18 protein-coding genes are annotated in these 17,394 nt (G+C 36.1%); all 18 read left to right on the plus strand.

The annotated features are described in order from the left end of the window. Positions 1–111 precede the first annotated feature (111 nt). The 18 genes from MKY22_RS17025 (at position 112) to MKY22_RS17110 (ending at position 17,381) form a co-directional block, all read left to right on the plus strand. Positions 112–327 (plus strand): hypothetical protein, encoded by a 216-nt coding sequence (locus MKY22_RS17025; protein ID WP_341090641.1) that lies wholly within the window; start codon positions 112–114, stop codon positions 325–327. Positions 328–461: 134 nt separating this feature from the next. Continuing rightward, positions 462–911, plus strand: coding sequence for a JAB domain-containing protein (locus tag MKY22_RS17030; protein ID WP_064300989.1), 450 nt, complete (start codon positions 462–464; stop codon positions 909–911). Positions 912–978: 67 nt separating this feature from the next. After that, on the plus strand, positions 979–1,293 hold the full coding sequence (locus MKY22_RS17035; RefSeq protein WP_064300990.1) for a hypothetical protein: 315 nt from the start codon (positions 979–981) through the stop codon (positions 1,291–1,293). A 59-nt stretch (positions 1,294–1,352) separates the two neighbouring features. After that, positions 1,353–1,934: a hypothetical protein gene (locus tag MKY22_RS17040; RefSeq protein WP_341090646.1), complete on the plus strand. Its 582-nt coding sequence runs from the start codon at positions 1,353–1,355 to the stop codon at positions 1,932–1,934. A 306-nt stretch (positions 1,935–2,240) separates the two neighbouring features. Next, positions 2,241–3,476, plus strand: coding sequence for a ParM/StbA family protein (locus MKY22_RS17045; protein WP_341090649.1), 1,236 nt, complete (start codon positions 2,241–2,243; stop codon positions 3,474–3,476). An 18-nt stretch (positions 3,477–3,494) separates the two neighbouring features. Further along, positions 3,495–4,055: a hypothetical protein gene (locus MKY22_RS17050; protein ID WP_341090651.1), complete on the plus strand. Its 561-nt coding sequence runs from the start codon at positions 3,495–3,497 to the stop codon at positions 4,053–4,055. Positions 4,056–5,205: 1,150 nt separating this feature from the next. Continuing rightward, complete coding sequence (locus MKY22_RS17055) at positions 5,206–5,400, plus strand: hypothetical protein (protein WP_341090653.1); 195 nt, start codon at positions 5,206–5,208, stop codon at positions 5,398–5,400. Between the two features lie 241 nt (positions 5,401–5,641). Next, a complete protein-coding gene (locus MKY22_RS17060) occupies positions 5,642–6,052 on the plus strand; it encodes a ribbon-helix-helix domain-containing protein (protein WP_341090656.1) in 411 nt (136 codons plus the stop codon). Continuing rightward, a complete protein-coding gene (mobP3, locus tag MKY22_RS17065) occupies positions 6,049–8,460 on the plus strand; it encodes a MobP3 family relaxase (protein WP_341090660.1) in 2,412 nt (803 codons plus the stop codon). The genes MKY22_RS17060 and mobP3 overlap by 4 nt, the downstream gene beginning before the upstream one ends. An 8-nt stretch (positions 8,461–8,468) precedes the next feature. Then, positions 8,469–10,400, plus strand: a complete 1,932-nt coding sequence (locus tag MKY22_RS17070) for a VirD4-like conjugal transfer protein, CD1115 family (RefSeq protein ID WP_341090662.1) — start codon at positions 8,469–8,471, stop codon at positions 10,398–10,400. Further along, positions 10,372–10,758: a pilin gene (locus MKY22_RS17075; RefSeq protein WP_341090664.1), complete on the plus strand. Its 387-nt coding sequence runs from the start codon at positions 10,372–10,374 to the stop codon at positions 10,756–10,758. The genes MKY22_RS17070 and MKY22_RS17075 overlap by 29 nt, the downstream gene beginning before the upstream one ends. 1 nt (position 10,759) lies before the next feature. Next, positions 10,760–11,632, plus strand: a complete 873-nt coding sequence (locus MKY22_RS17080) for a conjugal transfer protein TrbL family protein (protein ID WP_341090666.1) — start codon at positions 10,760–10,762, stop codon at positions 11,630–11,632. 8 nt (positions 11,633–11,640) lie between these two features. Next, on the plus strand, positions 11,641–11,991 hold the full coding sequence (locus MKY22_RS17085) for a hypothetical protein (RefSeq protein ID WP_341090668.1): 351 nt from the start codon (positions 11,641–11,643) through the stop codon (positions 11,989–11,991). A 56-nt stretch (positions 11,992–12,047) separates the two neighbouring features. Then, the gene (locus MKY22_RS17090; protein ID WP_114597416.1) at positions 12,048–12,647 is read left to right on the plus strand and encodes a hypothetical protein; all 600 of its coding nucleotides are present in this window, start codon (positions 12,048–12,050) and stop codon (positions 12,645–12,647) included. Positions 12,648–12,649: 2 nt separating this feature from the next. Continuing rightward, entirely contained in the window at positions 12,650–14,494 is a 1,845-nt protein-coding gene (locus tag MKY22_RS17095; RefSeq protein WP_341090680.1) for a VirB4 family type IV secretion system protein, read from the plus strand. Between the two features lie 17 nt (positions 14,495–14,511). Next, entirely contained in the window at positions 14,512–14,685 is a 174-nt protein-coding gene (locus MKY22_RS17100; protein ID WP_156501877.1) for a hypothetical protein, read from the plus strand. A 17-nt stretch (positions 14,686–14,702) separates the two neighbouring features. Next, positions 14,703–16,010: a hypothetical protein gene (locus tag MKY22_RS17105; RefSeq protein WP_341090687.1), complete on the plus strand. Its 1,308-nt coding sequence runs from the start codon at positions 14,703–14,705 to the stop codon at positions 16,008–16,010. A gap of 117 nt (positions 16,011–16,127) precedes the next feature. Next, entirely contained in the window at positions 16,128–17,381 is a 1,254-nt protein-coding gene (locus tag MKY22_RS17110; protein ID WP_341090689.1) for an SH3 domain-containing protein, read from the plus strand. Positions 17,382–17,394: the final 13 nt, after the last annotated feature.

Here is a 17,394-nt window from a genome sequence, read left to right on the forward strand (position 1 = left end):
ACGGTGCCAAACCGGCAAAAATAAGCCTAGTGAGGCCTTTTAAGCGCCCCGAGGAGACAAAGACGGAAAAAACCAAGTTCGAAAACATCAAAAACGAAAAGAGGAAAACCAATGAAACCAGTTCAAGAGATTACAGTCTTAGGATTCATCAATTATTGTTTGAAAGCAGATTATGACTCGCTAAAACAGTACTTATGGTGTACTCAAGAAATATCTGAAAATGAAGAAGATTTTTTAGATAAGATTGAAAATATGCTTAATCTAATTGCTGAAGCAAAGTTAGATGGAACGTTTTTCTTTATCGATGAAAGTAAAATAAATAACTAATTTTAGTTTAAAAATAGTGTAAAATTATACTTTTGGTGTTATAATAGATATAGGAGGTGAGAGAGGGGAAGCTTGTAACACCAAGAGTTTTACCAAATTCGAAGACATAAAAAACGAAAAGAGGAATGTCATTTATGATGCTAGAGTCAGTCGTAGAAGTAGTTAGAATTGTTCAAGAAACTAAGATTCGAAAAGGGCGAATTGCTACTCCAATTAGTAGCCCTAACGACGTCGCAAATTTAGCTTCGTTTTATATCGGTGATGAAGATCGCGAAGTTCTACTAGTAATCGGTTTAAGCACTAAGAATAAAATCAATATGGTTAACAGAGCGCATATGGGATCGCTTAGTTCTTCGATTGTTACGCCCAGAGAGGTTTTCAAACCTCTTATTCTTAATAACTGTGCTTCATTTGTAATCTGTCATAACCATCCGAGCGCCGATTTAAGACCTAGTCATGAAGACATTCAGTTAACTAAACGATTTGCTGAAGTTGGAGAATTGATGGGTATCAAATTGCTCGATCATTTGATTGTAAATAATGAGACAGGCTTCCTTTCATTAAAATCTGAAGGATTGTTCTAACAACGAACGGTGAGGAGTAAAATCCTCACCGCCCTATTATTGCAAAAGACAAGGAGATGGTCAGGCAATGAGTAAATTAACTGTCGATGAATATATGAAGATGCACAATGTAAAGAATCACCATGTACTAAACGATATATCTAAATTAGGAAGCCCGTTGATTGAACTAAAAACATACGGTGATTTCTATGATTCATATGGGGAATCAAAAACAAAAACGGAACGCCTCTTTTACTTAACGTGTAAAACGGCTAAAGAAATTATTGAAAATGTTGTTAATACCATGAGGTCTGAATTAGAAGAATGGACTTACGATGAAACCTGGTTAGTATATCGCATTGCGAAAGATCGAAAGCTTTTGGTTTCTGAAAAAATGATATAAGGAGACTTTCCGAGGCGTTGCCTCGGAAAGCTTTATATTAAAAGACGGGAGACATGGAGATGAAGACTTGTATTTATTGTGGTGGGAAGGTTGAACTGTTTTCGGGTGAAATATATAAGTGTTCGTTCTGTAACGTTAACCTTGGTCCGAATAGTCCTTATGGTGAAGTAGGCAAAGATGGTTCTCGACCTCAGATAAACGGTTTTACGACAGGAATTATCTTAAGAGATGAAGATTATTTAGCAGAATTAACTGTTGATGAGCTATTAAATACAATGACATTAAGCATGATTTACTCTATTTTAAAGGAAATGAGACTAATCCGTTCTGATTCATATCTCCTTTTAAAAAATGCAAAAGACTTTTTAAAAGAGAATATGGAACTCTTAACAGCAAAAGAAATACGTGAGTTTCAAGAGTCGATTGATTCTCAGGGAAAAACCTATGAGTTTTGGACAAGAAAAATGTGGATGGTTGAAAATGTTTGTATAAAGAAATTTGGTTACTGTCCTGCAGCTATTCAAGAAAGGACTTTAGATCAAATGGAACAGACTACGATTAAGTTATCTAAACGATCTATGAAGATCAATAATACTAAAACAAATGTAAGTTACGTTTCACGTGAAACCGCTATTAGTTAAATGTATGAATTGGTATTGTTTTCGAGTTATCTTTGTTAAAATGAATACATGAGGAATTAAAGCTCTTTTCGCTTTAATTTTTTCGAATTTGGTTAGAGTATTCTTGCGGAAACAAGAATACTCTTTTTTTAATGTAATTAAAATTTAAATTTAGATTTAATTTAAACTAAAATTAAAATTATTTTTAGTTTAAATTATAGTTAATTAGTGATATAATTTACTTGTAAGCAAACAAAGACTGTTAAATAGTTTAAATAAAACTATTGATAGTTTATTTTTAAACCAAATTCGAAAGGGGTCATTTATATGACATACTCACTAATTACAGGATTGGACACTGGAAACACCAGCACTAAGACTAGCTACATTGATTCGAAATCTGGTGATATTGTATCTTTTCCGATTCCTTCAGTAATTGCTCCAGCTCCTCCAAGTGTGATCGAGTTACATACTGAAGCAAGCAACCATAAGATTAATCCAGAAGAAATGTTGCACGTATATATTGAAACAGACTCGTTGGAACAGCATCAAAGAAAGAGTTACTTCTATGTTGGCCAATATGCTATTGATAAAGCAGACATGCAACAACCACAAATTGATACTGACAAACATAATAGCTCACTTCATAAGATTGTGTCGTTAACGTCATTAGCTGTTGCAGCCTTAAAGGATAGTATTGCAAGTCCTGAGAATGAAATCGAAGTTGAAATCAACTATTCTGGTGGGCTTCCTATTGAGGAACATAAAAAAGTGGGTCAGAAACCGTTAGAAGATCTAAAAGGAAAACATAAAATTCAGTTTTTAGATGGTCCTGCTAAAGGGAAGACAGTAGTATTGAATATCACAGGTGGAAAGCTTCGGGTTGAGGGCGCGACTAGTGGTGTTTCCCTATCATTCGATATTCAATCTAATGAGCTTGTTGCTACGAAAGATCAAAATCTCCTGACTTCACCTGAAGCGAATTATATTGTTGCCGATCTTGGAGCTGGTACGTTAGATGAAGCCCTATATGAAAACAGTCAACTCAATAAAGTGGCATCAAGAAACGTTAACCTTGGTACTAACACGTATGTTGATCAGTTACTTGAGAAAGTGCTTGAACTACCTGAATTTGAATCAATCATTGAGGCGTTGAAAGCAAACGATCAGGATGGGAAACCATACCGTACTCGTGAAGAGTTCATGAAACAAGTAATTTATCCAGGTGTAAAGCTAGCTGTTGAAGGAAAAACACCTAAGTTCACAGTATCTTGGGGACGCAAACGTAACATCGATTTTACTAAGCAGACATTAGAAGTGATGGAAGCGTACGCTTCAGATGTAATGAAAGAAGTAGATTCTTACTGGAGTGTTAAAGGTGTCAATGCAGAGCACTTCTATTTAGTTGGTGGTGGCGTTCTCTTTGGTTATGAATTCTTTAAAAATGAAGAAGATATCAAGTTACCGGATGCATCAATCATTTGGGAATCACCTTTCATTACGAGTCGTGCTTACTTGATCGCTAACTATTTTGAACAAAAATTAGCAAGTGCTGTGAATTAACTAGGGGAGTGAATCGATATGGCAAGAGCAAAAAATCATAAGCCTGGCCTATCACCAGGAGAAGGTTTGACGTACACACCTAGTAATGATGCGACTTATACAGAAGCATTTAACGATTACTTGAAAAAGCGTAATATTAACCGAAATCAGGCAATTGGAGAGCTTATTACAATAGCTCTCCAAACGCTTAAGGATTCATATGATTTACCAGATCCAACAGCAGTACACTATATGAATAATCAAATTCCAATTTACCCATCACCAAATCTAATAAATCATTCTCGTGAGATTCCTAAATCCACATCTAAAATCATTGAAGAGAAGCAAGATGATACTAGCAATCCCTTAAAAAAAGAGGATTCTAGTGAAGATGTTCCCTTGGAAAAGGCGATTGAGAACAAACGAAAAGTACTATCTGATTTCATTAATACTGTTTCTACTGAAGAAAGTACTAAAGCTAGCTCTAGTAATAAGGAAGAACAAAATGATCCTTCTAAATCTGAGGAAGCTCGAAATGATTCAAGGAAGAATAGTACAGATATAAATGATCTTGCTCTTATGTTAAAAGGTATGGAATAAACTTTTTACACAAGCAGGGCGGTTTATGGCTCATAGAAGTGTCTGTAGCGCATTTCATGCTGACAGACACTAATCTACCGCTACTGCCTTGTTCAAGCCGATAACAACGATCCTATGCGCTTCTAGCGCAGGATTCGTATGTTCCTGGCTTTCACTTAACAGGCAGTACGGAGCGTAAAAAAGGAGAGAGATACTACGTGGGTGTTGTTATTTACGCTGCATCGAGATTTACTAATAAAAAGAATACTGTAGCAAGCAAATTTGATTCCAAGATGCTGGAGACGATGTTCAAACGAATCGAAGAAATAAAAAAAATAGAGCAAAAGAAGTCATAAAAAAAACGCATTAAGCGTTTTTTTTTATGACTTCTTTTGCTGAACGTACACATAATTTTTAAACAAATTCCGATTAATACATAAAAAGTAACAAATCACTTTAGGAAACTCACTAATTTGCGTTTTTCCGTTAGATACTTCAAAAAGTAGTAAATAAGCTCAAAAGAAATACTTTATAAGTGTTCTTGAAGACATTTTATAGTTTTAAAATAAACTAATTAAAAACTATAAATAATCTTTTTAAATTTATAAATAAACTATTTTTAAGCTCATTTAAATAACTGAATTATTGGAATTTACTTTTATATTATAAAAACCTAAATAAAAAGGTATAAAATACCGATATTTATAGTTTTAGATTAAACTAAATATAGTTTAAAACAAATATTTAAAATGTAGGTAAATCGGAAAATTATTCAAGAAAATGAGATATTAGGACTTTACAAAACCATTCTTTATCCTTAATCTGATAAAGAAGTCATGGAATATCCATGTAAATCCATCTAAAGTCATCTATGAACAAATAAATAATGTAATTTTACACTTTGAGGTGGTGAGACTTTATTTGTATACTATCGCTTTGATATTTTATGTACTTATTGCGTTAGTTATTGGTTACCTGTTCGTTAAAGCAACATATTGGATGGTTCAGCTCATTTTTGGAAGGGTTCTAGCGATTCTAAGTTCTACGATTGTAGGGATCTTCTTCTTGATCTCGATTATTGTATTTATCAAATTTGTTAACAGTAGTTTAGAAGGAACACTGAATAGTTAGGAATATCGAATAAAATCATCAAAAGTTAGGTAGTGGAATTATGGGGAATCAACGTTGGACTATAGAAGGATGGGCACATAAATTCGGAGTAGCCTTACCAAAGGAACGAGAAATCGGAGAGTTGCCTTCAGTAAGATCAAGTGGGGAATCAATAAATCTTGATCAGATTTATTTACAGGAAGATGTAGCTAAATTGGCTTTAGATCGATTTGCAAAGAGCATTGGGAAAAACTAAAACTGTAAAACCAAATCGTCCCTTAGAAACCAAGTGACGATCCTTTTTTGGACTAAGTTCGGTCCAAAAAAATAGGCAGGATAAGAGACGTGTGCCACGTCTTGGTACAGATGCCAGGCAAAGCCTGTCACTGAGCCAATCTAGCGTGTGCTAGATTGTGTGCTAAAGATGAACCGATTTATAAAATCGTGTGCTGTCATTCATTTGAACGTTTTGATAGAACGGTTTGGGAGTGTGACAGATGAAGAAAGGAGGTGATGCAGTGAATAAAAGGGTACACATTTATCTTCCTGAAAACGTGGTGGAAGAGATTGATAACTTATCAGAAGAGTTTGGTATTAATCGATCAAACCTGATTGAAAAAGCGTGTCTACAATACATTGAAAACGAAACGAAAGAGTCGGTAAAAGACTCCATCGTAGCAGATTTAACGAAGGCTCTCGATAATGCACTGGATCCTAAAATTGAACGACTAGCTAAATTATTGTCTAAAGGAGCAATCTTCTCAGGGGTAGCCCAAAATCTTCTAATCGAGTATTTAGACGAGGCTACTACATTTGATGTTCTAAGCTCATACACCAAAGCTCGAGTAAAGGCTGTAGAGGATCTAAAAAAACCATTTGAGACAGTGATGGGAGGCGGTCTTAAATGAATTCTCCTTTGATAGTGAAGATGCGGTTTAAAACTCCTACAGCAACGAATCAGAAGTTGAATCGTAATTATGCGACGTACATTGCAACTCGACCAGGAACAGTCATGAATAATACAAAAAGCGTATTAGATGAGTTTTCACCTGAAACGGCTGCAGGACATGTCAAATATGCATCTGAAAGACCTGGATCACATGGACTTTTTGGAAAAAGCCAAGATGAAATTATTTCACTTACTACTATTCAAAATGAATTATCAAAGCATAAGGGGATTGTTTGGCAGTACATAATTTCATTAAGGGGAGATGATGCAGCCAACCTTGGATTCGAAAAAAAAGGAGATTGGGAAAGATTCATGCGTGCTACAACCGATCAAGTCTTTAAAGAGATGGGCATCAATAGTAGCAATGGAAAATGGGTAGCAGCTTACCATGAAGAATTAGGACATCCTCATGTGCATCTAATGATGTGGGAGAAAAACCCTCAAAAAGAAGAAGGAAAACTAGATCGTAAAGAAATGAGAAATGTACGAAATATTTTTCTGAAGCATATTGCTAAAGAGGAACGACAACAGCTAAATATTTTAAAAACAATAAGTAGAGACAACATTGGTGAAGTTGCAAAACAGCTTTTAGATAAGAGTGTTCTAAGTCTTGTCGGAAAAGAGAGTGACATTCCAAATGAAATTAAGCTGGAACCTAAACAACTAAAGGCAGTGTATGCAGAGTTTAATCAACTTGCAGAGATGATCCCTACTAAAGGACGACTTGCATACGGGTATATGCCTGAAGAGGTTAAAACAGAATTGAATAATTTCTCGAAGTGGATACTAAACCAACCACAGTTTAAATCTGAAATGTCTAATTATCTTGAAGCCGTTCAAAAATTAGCGAAGTTTCATTTGAAAGACGAACAAAAAATTGAGGACTCTACAAATAATGCTCTCAAGGATTTAGAAAAGAGACTATCAAATCAAATTTTAAAATCGGTTGATCTATATCGGAAATCAAATCGTGTAGAGGTAAAGCAAAAAAACGTTCTAGATTTTGAACAGGCACTTTTGAATTCTAAAGCTCCTATTAAGTCTTTGGAGAAACAAGTAACTGAAGTTACGAAAAGTCTTTTACTAGATAAGGGCTTGAATAAGAACGAAATGGTTAAGGTGTTTGAAGAATTGAAAGAAAACGCCGGGATGGGAATAACGCTTAAGGAGTTTCTAGACACTAATAGAGTAGAGGTAACCAATGTTGAGTCTAAAGTAAGTGACTTAGCAATGTATTCACCTTTTCTGAAAGCTAAATTTAATCTCGATGCACCTTCAACAAACTTAAGTAAGAAATTAAGCATGAACAAAATGGAGTGGGAAATGCTAAAGCGTTCCTTGAATTTAAAAAGCGAACCACCATTTGAAGTTGTACGGAAATTAGAATTACTAGTTGAAAAGAAGGAACTTACTCAAGCACTTTCAAATATGATTTTGTCTGAACATGACATGAGAAATACGGTGTTCAAACAATTGATTATTATGAAAGAGGCTAATATAGATCCGACTAAGCAACTATCCGTATTAAAAAATTGCTTAGAGAAAAATAATATACAGTTTGAATCACAATCTAACTGGATTGAACAACAATTTAGTAAAGTAGCGACTCAAAAGTTCATGGCCGGACAAAATGTCTGGACTAAGCTCACAAATGAATCTGGATTAAACATGAAATATCCATTCTCGAACACATATGAGTTTAGCCCAAACAGGGAGAGCGCAGTTAAAGTCCTTCGGGAAGTAGAGATGAAGGTTGATAAGAGTAACCTTGAATCATTATCTCCAAGTCACATCAAGTCACTTCAAAAGCTCATTGATCTGTCAAAAGTGACGTTAGAAAATCCAGACTTGAAGCAACTCCTGGAACGAAAAGGACAGAAAAACCAAAAAATCATCAATTTAAATGCTCTTAACGATAAATGGGAGCTAAAAAACACTGAGCGTATCACTTTAAACAGAGCAGCTACAGTGCTCATATCAAGTGGGATGGACGAACAACAAGTTACTGCAGCATTGAGTAAGTGGAACATTAATACGCAAAGTCAGATTCCAGAGAAAAATATTAAGGCTGTAGTAAAGGCTGTAAACAGCAGAAATTTAGAAATGGAAAGATACGGAGGGAATGTATCGCTTACTAAACAAGAGTACAGATATATGCTCTCAGATTTAAAGTTAAGTGGTCTAAAGGACGTTTATAACTATCCAAAAGAAAATGTACAGATTAGTGTAATTACGGATTTATGGAAAGGTGCATTTAAAGGGCTTCGAAATGATATCAACCAATCGGAGTACGAAGCTCAAAGAAGACTTCGTAGAAGATTGATCAAAGAGAAGAACAACGAGAGGAAGAACTCACGGGAAAGGTAAGGTGATCCATGTTAAAAGCAAAGATATTCGTAGTGCTAGCAATAGCAATAGCAGATTTAATGTTCATTCCATCTCTTTTACGTATTCCTGAGTACATTGATAGAAATCCTGTTGAGACTATTAAAAAATGGGCTTCTTCAGTTGATCTTATAGAATCCTGGTTCCTAATGCTTGATTCTGAAGTGACATTGAGATTGTTTATGTACGTTCAAGCACCAGTCTTATTGTTTACACTTTCTCTATTTTTAATGGGACCTATAAAAATAAAAAATGAAAAATTAAAAGGGTTAGGTGGACCTGAAGCGACTGGTAAAGGACAGTTTGGAACTGCTCGTTTCTCGACTGATAAAGAAATGCAGAAATCTAATGGTACATGGGTCATGACGAATGGAACTCGTCCTGAGTCAGGTGGGGTGGTTCTAGGTATGGACACCAAAACCGAAAGAGCATATTACGTTCATGATGCCTCACATACTTTACTTTTAGGTTCTACACGGTCAGGTAAATCTCGTAAATCGTTGATGCCTTCAATTTATGTAACAGGTAAAGCTGGTGAAAGTATGGTCATAACGGATCCTAAAGGTGAACTGTTTAACCTTACAAGTGGATATCTGAAAAGTGAAGGATACAAGGTAATAAAAATCGATTTAAGGGATCCAGGAAAAAAGAGCAACACATGGAACCCTATGCAAACAGTCATAGAAGCTCTAAATGATCCGAACCTCTCGAAACAAGATCAAATGGCCCTAGCGACTGAACGTGCGCGCGATTTAGCTTACATGATCGTATTCCAAAAAGAGCGAAAAGGAGATCCAATTTGGGCGAATGGTGAGCTTTCAGTAACTACAGCACTAATTATGTATATAGCGATTGAAGAAACCAACCCGGCAAAACAAAATTTAATTTCTGTATTTAGATTGTTACGTGATTATGGGCAACCAATCGTTGATCCAGATACATCTGAAGAATACATTCCTCTTAACAATTTAATGATGGAGCTCAATCATGAACACCCTGCAAGGGACGCCTTCACAGTTGCAGCCTTAGCACCAGCTAGACAACGAGGAAGCTTCTTTAGTGGTGCAGCATCCAATCTGTTATTGTTCTCAGACCCAAACATTGCCTTGATGACTGAGGAGAATGATCACCGTCTTGAAGATATAGGAACAGTAAAGTCCGTTGTGTTCTTAGTTATTCCTGATGAAACGACTTCAAGACATTTATTAGCCAGTCTATACATTGACCAACTCTATTCGAAATTAGTAAAAGAAGCGAATCATTACGGTGGAAGGTTACCCGTTCAAGTAAATTTCTTCTTGGATGAGTTCGGGAATATGCCTCAAATTTCAAAATTTGATACCAAAATCACTGTAGCAGCTGGTCGGGGAATGAGATTCACTTTAGCTCTTCAAGATTTGAATCAGCTGAAAACGACATATGGCGATGCTGCAAAAACTATTACAGGGAACTGTTTAGTTTGGATTTTCTTAAGAACAACTGATTTAGATACGGCTAAAGCCATTTCAGAGAAAACAGGTAAATATACCATTTCGACTAATAGCGTATCTAATAACTACAAAAACTTAGAGCCTAGTGGAACGACAAGTACTAGCTTAACAAGTCGCTCATTACTTCTACCTGATGAAATCGAAAGATGGCCAAGTGGGATGACGCTCGTATTAAGATCAGGGCAATTTCCTTCCAAGTTGACTGCTCCTGATATATCAGAGTGGTCGGCTATGAATGAATTCAATAAGTACAAACCAGTAGTCATTGAAAGGAGGAATGCCGAACCTCTACCTAAGGTGATCAAGGTAGTGGAAAAAGAAATGGAAGTCAAAACAGAAAGTGTAAAAAAAGAAAAATCAGCATTAGATCAAATTCGAGAACTAGAAGGAGGAACTGAAGTAGATGAACTTCAAGAAGAACAAGCAAATTAATGTAATGGGGAACAAGATTAAAAAGAATTGGAATGCATTAGTTACTCTATCGCTTGCGATGATGGTTTTAGTCCTTACAAGTCCTTTAGCAGAAGCAGCTGCTAAGAAAAAATCTACACCGACTTTATTCTCAAACACGAAAACACTTTTAGGTGATGCAGGTGGATGGGTCGTTGGTATTGCCGGAGCTGTAGCAGGGTTTATCATGATTGGATTGGGTCTCAAATATGCTATGACAGATGATCCAGGTTCACGTAACGAAATCAAGAAACAAATGAAGAATGTAATCATTGGTCTTGCAATCTGTCTATCGGCAGTGTCATTAATCGCGGTCATCGTAACGTACTACGTAGCGTAAGATGGGCGGATTCCTTTCAAAAGCAATTAACACGCTATTTGAAGACTGGATTGATGGAGCTATCGATTTTATTTTAGTGTTACTTGCTCAAATAGGTGGATCTGGAATAAAGATTTTAGAAATGGATATTGTTGTAGATGCGATCATATACGCCCAAGGAATAGGGATTACGCTTTTATCTGTTGTTGTAGCAAAAGAGATGTTATTCCGTTACATCCTTCAAGAATCTGGTGATGAGGTTGCTGACCCAACAAAAATACTCATTCGTGTGATCAAATCGGTAGCAGTTATTATGAGTGTTCCATGGATAGTAACCACTATCTACAAGTTTGGAACTTCTCTAGCAGTAGATGTAGCAAAACTAGAAGGTGGCGGTTTCGGTAGTCCAGCAGGTAAAGGATCACTGAAGGATATGCTGAAAGCATTCTCAGCATTACAATACTTGCCGTTATTTATCTTAGTAATGGTGATCTCAATTGTTATTTTGATGTTTATTATTGTCATTCAAGCATCAATTCGTGCAGCTGAGTTGGCTTTTCTAGCTGTTGCTGGTTGTTTCATGGCGGTATCTCTAATGAACCCCAACAGTGAAATGTATTCCTCATGGTGGAGACAACTACTAGCAATATCGCTAGCACAAGCTTCACAGCTATTGTTAATAAAAATAGGATTCGAGTCTTTACAGACCATGTTTAAAGGTCCAGAAGAAGCCTTATTAGGATTCTGTTTGTTCTTTGGTGTACTAATTGTAGCTGTTAAAGTACCAACGATTCTCAAAGAACACATTCACTCTACAGGTACAGGGAAAATGGGATCAAACAGTGGTCAACAATTTAGTATGATGGCAGTTTCAAGAATGGTCATGAAAAAATGAGGTGAATCATGAATTTCGATTTAGAAAAGATGATGAACCAACAAACTGAAACAAAATACATCATTCCCAAAAACATTAAAGCTAGATTCGAAATTTTCGGTATAGGATTGCGAGAAATCATCGCAATCCTCATTGCCGGAATAGTTGGACTGCTTATCATTTCAACAGTAGATCTAATTGTTGATGTAAAAGGTTTGGTAAAGGCATTGGTCGTTTTAGTTTTTGGTGGTGTTTCATTCTTACTTATTGTCGAAGATCCAAGAGAAGGTGTATCGGTCATAAAGTTTGTTCAATACTATAAAGACTTTCTAAAAAGACCTAGAAAGTATCTATATTCGAAACTTGATAGAGGTGAATAGACATCTTTACATTTAAAAGAAAAGAAGTAACGACTGAAGAAAAAAATAAGCTTGAAATGAACAGTAATAAGCAAAATGCTCAAAATTGGTTCAATATTTCTGATGTGAATGATCAATTGATTTTAAGAAAAGATCAAAAGGTTATTTCACTTATCAGAGTCGGAACAGTAAACATGTCACTTTTATCTAAAACCGAAAAGGACATGAGGATTCGGCAACTTTTTGAGGTCATGAATGGGATTGACACAAGGTATAAAATCTTTTCAATCGCAAGACCCGTAGATTTGGATGGTTTCATTGAACAACTGAAGGTAAAACAATCACAAGAACCAATTGGTATGAAGAAAAGACTATTAAGTAATGCCATGTCACATGCGGCCATTATGGCGTCTGGTGGTGAAGCAGTTGAACAACAATTCTATCTTTTACTCGAAGGAGATATTTCGACGAATCCAGAGTATGAAAAGAATTCATTGATTCGAAGAACAAAAGAGATTGCAGCTAATTTAACTTCAGCTGGATTAGGCGGTCATTTATGTACCAATCAAGAAATCCGAGATCTATTATTTATTTTTTCGAATCCTCAACAGGCAGCTTATGAGAGAGCGCCACAAGATAACGGACCATATTTTACTAACTATGTGGAGGGTAAGTGAAGATGGCAAAAAAGGTAGAGCAAACATCACCATTGATTGAACAAATTTCTCCAATGGTGATTGAATTTAAGCCAAAAAAAGTAGTATGGGGAGATCGGGTAGCGCGCACTTACGTCATCACACAGTATCCTAACCAGGTTTCGGCTGCATGGTTATCTCGAGTGGCGAATATGGAGGGTGTGACAGTATCGATTCAAATTGATCCTACAGATCCTTTTGAACTTGTAAGAGAAATTAGACGGTCTAGTGGTGAGTTATCTTCTCGACTAATGGAAGTCAAAAATCCATTTGAACAACAACGTACAGAAGATCAACTAAAAGATGTTCAACAGTTATTAAAAGAGATTGATAGAGATCAACAAAGTGTTGTGAATTTAACTACTCTTCTCTTAGTAGGGGCAGAAAATGACGAATCCTTAGAAGCCCGATGTAGACGAGTTGAAGCAGAGTTAGCTGCAGGCGGACTTAGAGCACGAACGCCGATTCTTAGACAAGAAGATTGCTTAAAGGGACTCACTCCATGGGAAATGGTACCGAAAAATATCACTGCAATTGGACAACGAAATATGACCGCCAAAACGGCTGCTGCAAGTTACCCCTTTGTATTTTCTGGATTGAACGACGGTAAAGGAATTTTATTGGGTACGGATACAGCTGGAGGAATTGTGTTAACGGATTTTTGGGTTCGGCAGTCAGACCGAACGAACAGTAACGTTACGGTTATCGGAAAACCTGGTGTAGGTAAGTCAACCTTAGTAAAGAAAATATTAGCTAATGAATGGGCTCAAGGATCTAAAGTAATCGTAATTGACCCTGAAAATGAATATGGAGATCTGTGTAAGAATCTTGGAGGACAGTATATTGATGCTGCAGGAGATCCAAAAGGTCGCATTAATCCTTTGCAAGTCAGAGCAGTACCAGCTGACGATGATGAAGAAAGTGATCCACTTTTTGAAACTGAAGTAGATGATGGGAAAGCTAAACGTGGACCTCTAGCACAACATTTTCAGGTTCTCCGGTCATTCTTCAGAATGTACTTAAAAGACATGACGGTTTTAGAAGAAGTTTTACTAGAAAGAGCTCTGGAAGTGCTTTATAAGAGCAAGGGTATCACTTGGACGACCGAACCTACATCGTTATCAAACGAAGAATGGCCGACTCTTGAAGAGCTATACGAACTAATTTTAGAAGCTTCTAAAACAAATACTGAAAATGAACAGTCCAGCGATGAAGCAGAAAAAGAGTGGAAAACTTTAGCGATGCGATTGCGATCAAGTGCAATCGGTGCAGATTCATTTTTGTGGAATGGAGCAACGACAATTAAAGCTGAAAGTGACTTCATTGTTCTCAATATAAATAAATTACTTGAAGCAGATGAACGAACTATGAGAGCTCAGTTTTATAACATCTTAGGATGGGTTTGGGACGAGGTGAGTAGAGATAAGGAAGAACGAGTATTTATTGCTGTTGATGAAACATACTTGTTAGCTGATCCAGATCATCCGCAGCCACTTCAATTTTTACGCAACACTTCTAAACGTATTCGTAAACGTGAAGGTGGGTTAATGTCCATTTTTCATAACCTAGTAGATATGTTAGATCCTTCAGTTCAAAGATATGGCCAAGCGTTAATTGATAACCCGGTCTATAAATTCATTATGGGTCAAGGGGATAAGGATATCGAAGCGTTACAAAAGCTCATGTCGCTCTCTGAAAGAGAGGTACAGACACTAGCAGATGGTAGACGTGGGGAAGCTCTATTTGTTGCAGGAAGTAAAAGATTGCATTTGAAAATAGACGTCACTCAAGAAGAACTTGAGTTATTCGGGGCTGGAGGTGGACGTTAAATAAGGGGATGACCAAGATGATGAAGTCAAAGGAACAAGACTATAACTGCTGTATCAAGTTTACGTTAGATCAAAAAGTTGAACTTGAAAGTATCGCTAAAGATTACGGGCTATCAATCACTCAAATCATTAAAGTGATCACTTTAAAAAAATTAAAAGAGTATAAAGAGGCACCTAATCAATTTATCTGATCGAAAGGGGGAGCAATATGTACGGAATAATTTCTAGTCCAGGCAATCATCATTTATTTAAATCTGTAACTAATGAAGAATTGGTTTTTGAGGCTATAGATCAATTTGGTGATATCGAGTTTCTAAATGAGTGTATAAAAGTCTCGAGAGTGACACTAAATTACGTTTTAGTTGATCTTACTTGTGCTTCTGAAGATGCTCTTGTAAAAGGAATAATCAATATTGTATTAAATAAGCCAACCACTCGAATCATTCTAGCAGGATTTGATCTACAGGTAGGAGATAGAACGCTAGTTTTACTTATAAATTCTGGTGTTTATGATATTGTCTCCCTTCAAGATCCTACTGGTGCAGACTATCAAGAAATATATGAAATGAATCAAGACAAATTAACAGCAGCAATCGAAGAAAGAAAGATTTTAGCTGATGCAATCAGATGGAAAAGTAGTATGGAACGCTCAGAAATGCTTATTGAGGACGAAGAACCAGAAGTCGCAAGTGGTTCTAAAGAAATTAAGGTCAAAGAAAAAATTGTAGTCAAAGAAGTAGTGAAAACCAAAGTTATTAACGTAGAAGCAGACAGCTGGTTTGTAGTTAACCTTACTCGAAGAGCTGGAGCAAGTCTGATCACTCAATCTTTAGCAAAATATTTAGCTGATTTGGACTTTGATGTACGTGTGACCGAATCTCCTTTTAACAAGCCTACTTTTTTGTACTCTACAGGTGAACATTACGAATTACCAAGTTCCGTAATTGATTTAGAAAGCGATTCGCCCTACCAACCTTATGAGTATAAAAAAATTAAATGGGATCTTAAAACAACATATAAAGAAATTTCTGATGCAGATGTAGATTTTCTGAAGCTACTTATAAAGATAAGACAAGGTCTTAATTTAATTGATGTTGGTGATAGCTACTTTGAAAGACCACAGATTTTAAAAGATGCTCGAAAACTCATTGTAGTTTTAGAACCTGATATTAATGGACTTTGGGAGTGTACAGAGCGGAAAAGACAAATAAATACCTTGAGTAAAAAAGGCATGGAAATTATCTACGTCATAAACAAATCCCATGATCTGATTTCTAATGAATTTGCAAGCAACAATGGATTCGAAAATCATGTATTTTTACCAGCTTTGGATCCAGAGATTATTTATAAAAGATCGTTAAAAAGCCAACTTCTTTTAAATTCAACCGATGATATAGATGGTGCATTTATCCAAGGCTTAAATAGCCTTTCTAAGCTAATGAATATTCCTGTATATAAAGATGCAAGAGAACCTAGGAGAAGAAGGAAGTTCATACTACCATTCTTGAAAAACTGATTGACCTTATTACCAAGTATAGGAATTTACTTTAGTTAGTTTAATTGGTATCCTATATATAGGAAGAAAAGCGGATAAAAGCATTCAAATGCCTATATCATAGGGAGGAAATGTTTTATGAAAAAGAGTCTATCAGCAGTAATCGCAGCCACAGTATTTTTATCTGGAGTTCCTAGTGTAAGCATTCTTGAGAATGCTCCAGGACAAGTAACAAAAGTGGAAGCAGCAACATTTAAACAGTTTAAAGGTACGTCTACTGCAGATTTAAATGTACGAAGTGGTCCAAGTACGAAATATAAAAAATTGGGTCTACTTAAAAAGAAGAGTGTAGTTACGGTAAAAGGAAGTAAGAATGGTTGGTATCAGATCACATACAAAGGTAAAAAGGCATATGTTTCAGCTAAGTACATTAAAAAGAATCCATCAGTAAGTACGTTCAAACAGTTTTCGGTTACTACGACTGATGCTCTAAACGTTCGTCAGTCAAGATCTGCAAAAGCTAAAAAATTAGGACAGCTTGCCAAGGGAAGTAAAGTTACAGTAATCGGTTCAAAATCAGGTTGGTACACAATCAAGTACAAAGGCAAAACTGGTTACATTTCTTCAAAGTACACAAAGAAAGTTTCTACATCTCTTAAAGTTCAATATTACGCTTCAGTAATTCCAGCTAAAGCATATGTACTAACTGGTGCATCAGCTAAGTACAAGGTTGTAGGGTCATTAAAGAAAGGAACAAAAGTAGGGGTTTATGGTACTAGCAATGGTTTTTCAAAAATTTTGTTCCAAAAGTCATATCGTTTTATTAAATCGTCAGATATTAAAAAGGCTGTCATTTCTACAAAGCCTACAGTTCCATCAAAGCCCACAGTCCCTACAACTCCTCCAAAAGATACATCAAATAAACCGAGTAATGTATCAGGATACGAGCTGCAGACAGGTAGCTACGCTCTAGCTTTAAAATTTGATGATGTTGATCAAGTGAAAATCTCAAATTCATTTTCTTATGATGCGAAAGTGAGAGAAACAAAGGCTATTGCGGATGCTTTAGGTGCTAAATCAAGCGGATCTGTAATTAATTTAGTAAACACTGTGGATGGGTTTGAATCTTTGGATGATGTTAAAATTGCTTACGATTTTGCATACGGATCAAAAAAATTCAAAATGTATTACTCCAGCGGACGTGATTTACGAATCAAAGAGAGTAAGTACATCATGAAGCTCATGTTGAAACCATATTTACCTAATGGCTATGAATCCGTAATAAATAAATACTTTGATGAACAGTACTACGGTGGGGATGGTTATGGTCCTTATAACGTCGATGGTTACACGGTTACTTTCAACGCTGGAAGTATTCGTTTTGAGAAATAAGCATATCGGAGGG

It is taken from the genome of Exiguobacterium sp. FSL W8-0210 (assembly GCF_038006045.1).
Classification (GTDB): Bacteria; Bacillota; Bacilli; order Exiguobacteriales; family Exiguobacteriaceae; genus Exiguobacterium_A.

What these genes read in the sequence shown, in the direction of transcription:
- MKY22_RS17070 (WP_341090662.1), top strand. Translation starts at nt 8,469, where the DNA reads ATGTTAAAAGCAAAGATATTCGTAGTGCTAGCAATAGCAATAGCAGAT.
- MKY22_RS17040 (WP_341090646.1), top strand. Translation starts at nt 1,353, where the DNA reads ATGAAGACTTGTATTTATTGTGGTGGGAAGGTTGAACTGTTTTCGGGT.
- MKY22_RS17095 (WP_341090680.1), top strand. Translation starts at nt 12,650, where the DNA reads ATGGCAAAAAAGGTAGAGCAAACATCACCATTGATTGAACAAATTTCT.
- MKY22_RS17100 (WP_156501877.1), top strand. Translation starts at nt 14,512, where the DNA reads ATGATGAAGTCAAAGGAACAAGACTATAACTGCTGTATCAAGTTTACG.
- MKY22_RS17030 (WP_064300989.1), top strand. Translation starts at nt 462, where the DNA reads ATGATGCTAGAGTCAGTCGTAGAAGTAGTTAGAATTGTTCAAGAAACT.
- MKY22_RS17080 (WP_341090666.1), top strand. Translation starts at nt 10,760, where the DNA reads ATGGGCGGATTCCTTTCAAAAGCAATTAACACGCTATTTGAAGACTGG.
- MKY22_RS17025 (WP_341090641.1), top strand. Translation starts at nt 112, where the DNA reads ATGAAACCAGTTCAAGAGATTACAGTCTTAGGATTCATCAATTATTGT.
- MKY22_RS17055 (WP_341090653.1), top strand. Translation starts at nt 5,206, where the DNA reads ATGGGGAATCAACGTTGGACTATAGAAGGATGGGCACATAAATTCGGA.
- MKY22_RS17075 (WP_341090664.1), top strand. Translation starts at nt 10,372, where the DNA reads ATGAACTTCAAGAAGAACAAGCAAATTAATGTAATGGGGAACAAGATT.
- MKY22_RS17110 (WP_341090689.1), top strand. Translation starts at nt 16,128, where the DNA reads ATGAAAAAGAGTCTATCAGCAGTAATCGCAGCCACAGTATTTTTATCT.
- mobP3 (WP_341090660.1), top strand. Translation starts at nt 6,049, where the DNA reads ATGAATTCTCCTTTGATAGTGAAGATGCGGTTTAAAACTCCTACAGCA.
- MKY22_RS17045 (WP_341090649.1), top strand. Translation starts at nt 2,241, where the DNA reads ATGACATACTCACTAATTACAGGATTGGACACTGGAAACACCAGCACT.
- MKY22_RS17060 (WP_341090656.1), top strand. Translation starts at nt 5,642, where the DNA reads ATGAAGAAAGGAGGTGATGCAGTGAATAAAAGGGTACACATTTATCTT.
- MKY22_RS17050 (WP_341090651.1), top strand. Translation starts at nt 3,495, where the DNA reads ATGGCAAGAGCAAAAAATCATAAGCCTGGCCTATCACCAGGAGAAGGT.
- MKY22_RS17105 (WP_341090687.1), top strand. Translation starts at nt 14,703, where the DNA reads ATGTACGGAATAATTTCTAGTCCAGGCAATCATCATTTATTTAAATCT.
- MKY22_RS17035 (WP_064300990.1), top strand. Translation starts at nt 979, where the DNA reads ATGAGTAAATTAACTGTCGATGAATATATGAAGATGCACAATGTAAAG.
- MKY22_RS17090 (WP_114597416.1), top strand. Translation starts at nt 12,048, where the DNA reads ATGAACAGTAATAAGCAAAATGCTCAAAATTGGTTCAATATTTCTGAT.
- MKY22_RS17085 (WP_341090668.1), top strand. Translation starts at nt 11,641, where the DNA reads ATGAATTTCGATTTAGAAAAGATGATGAACCAACAAACTGAAACAAAA.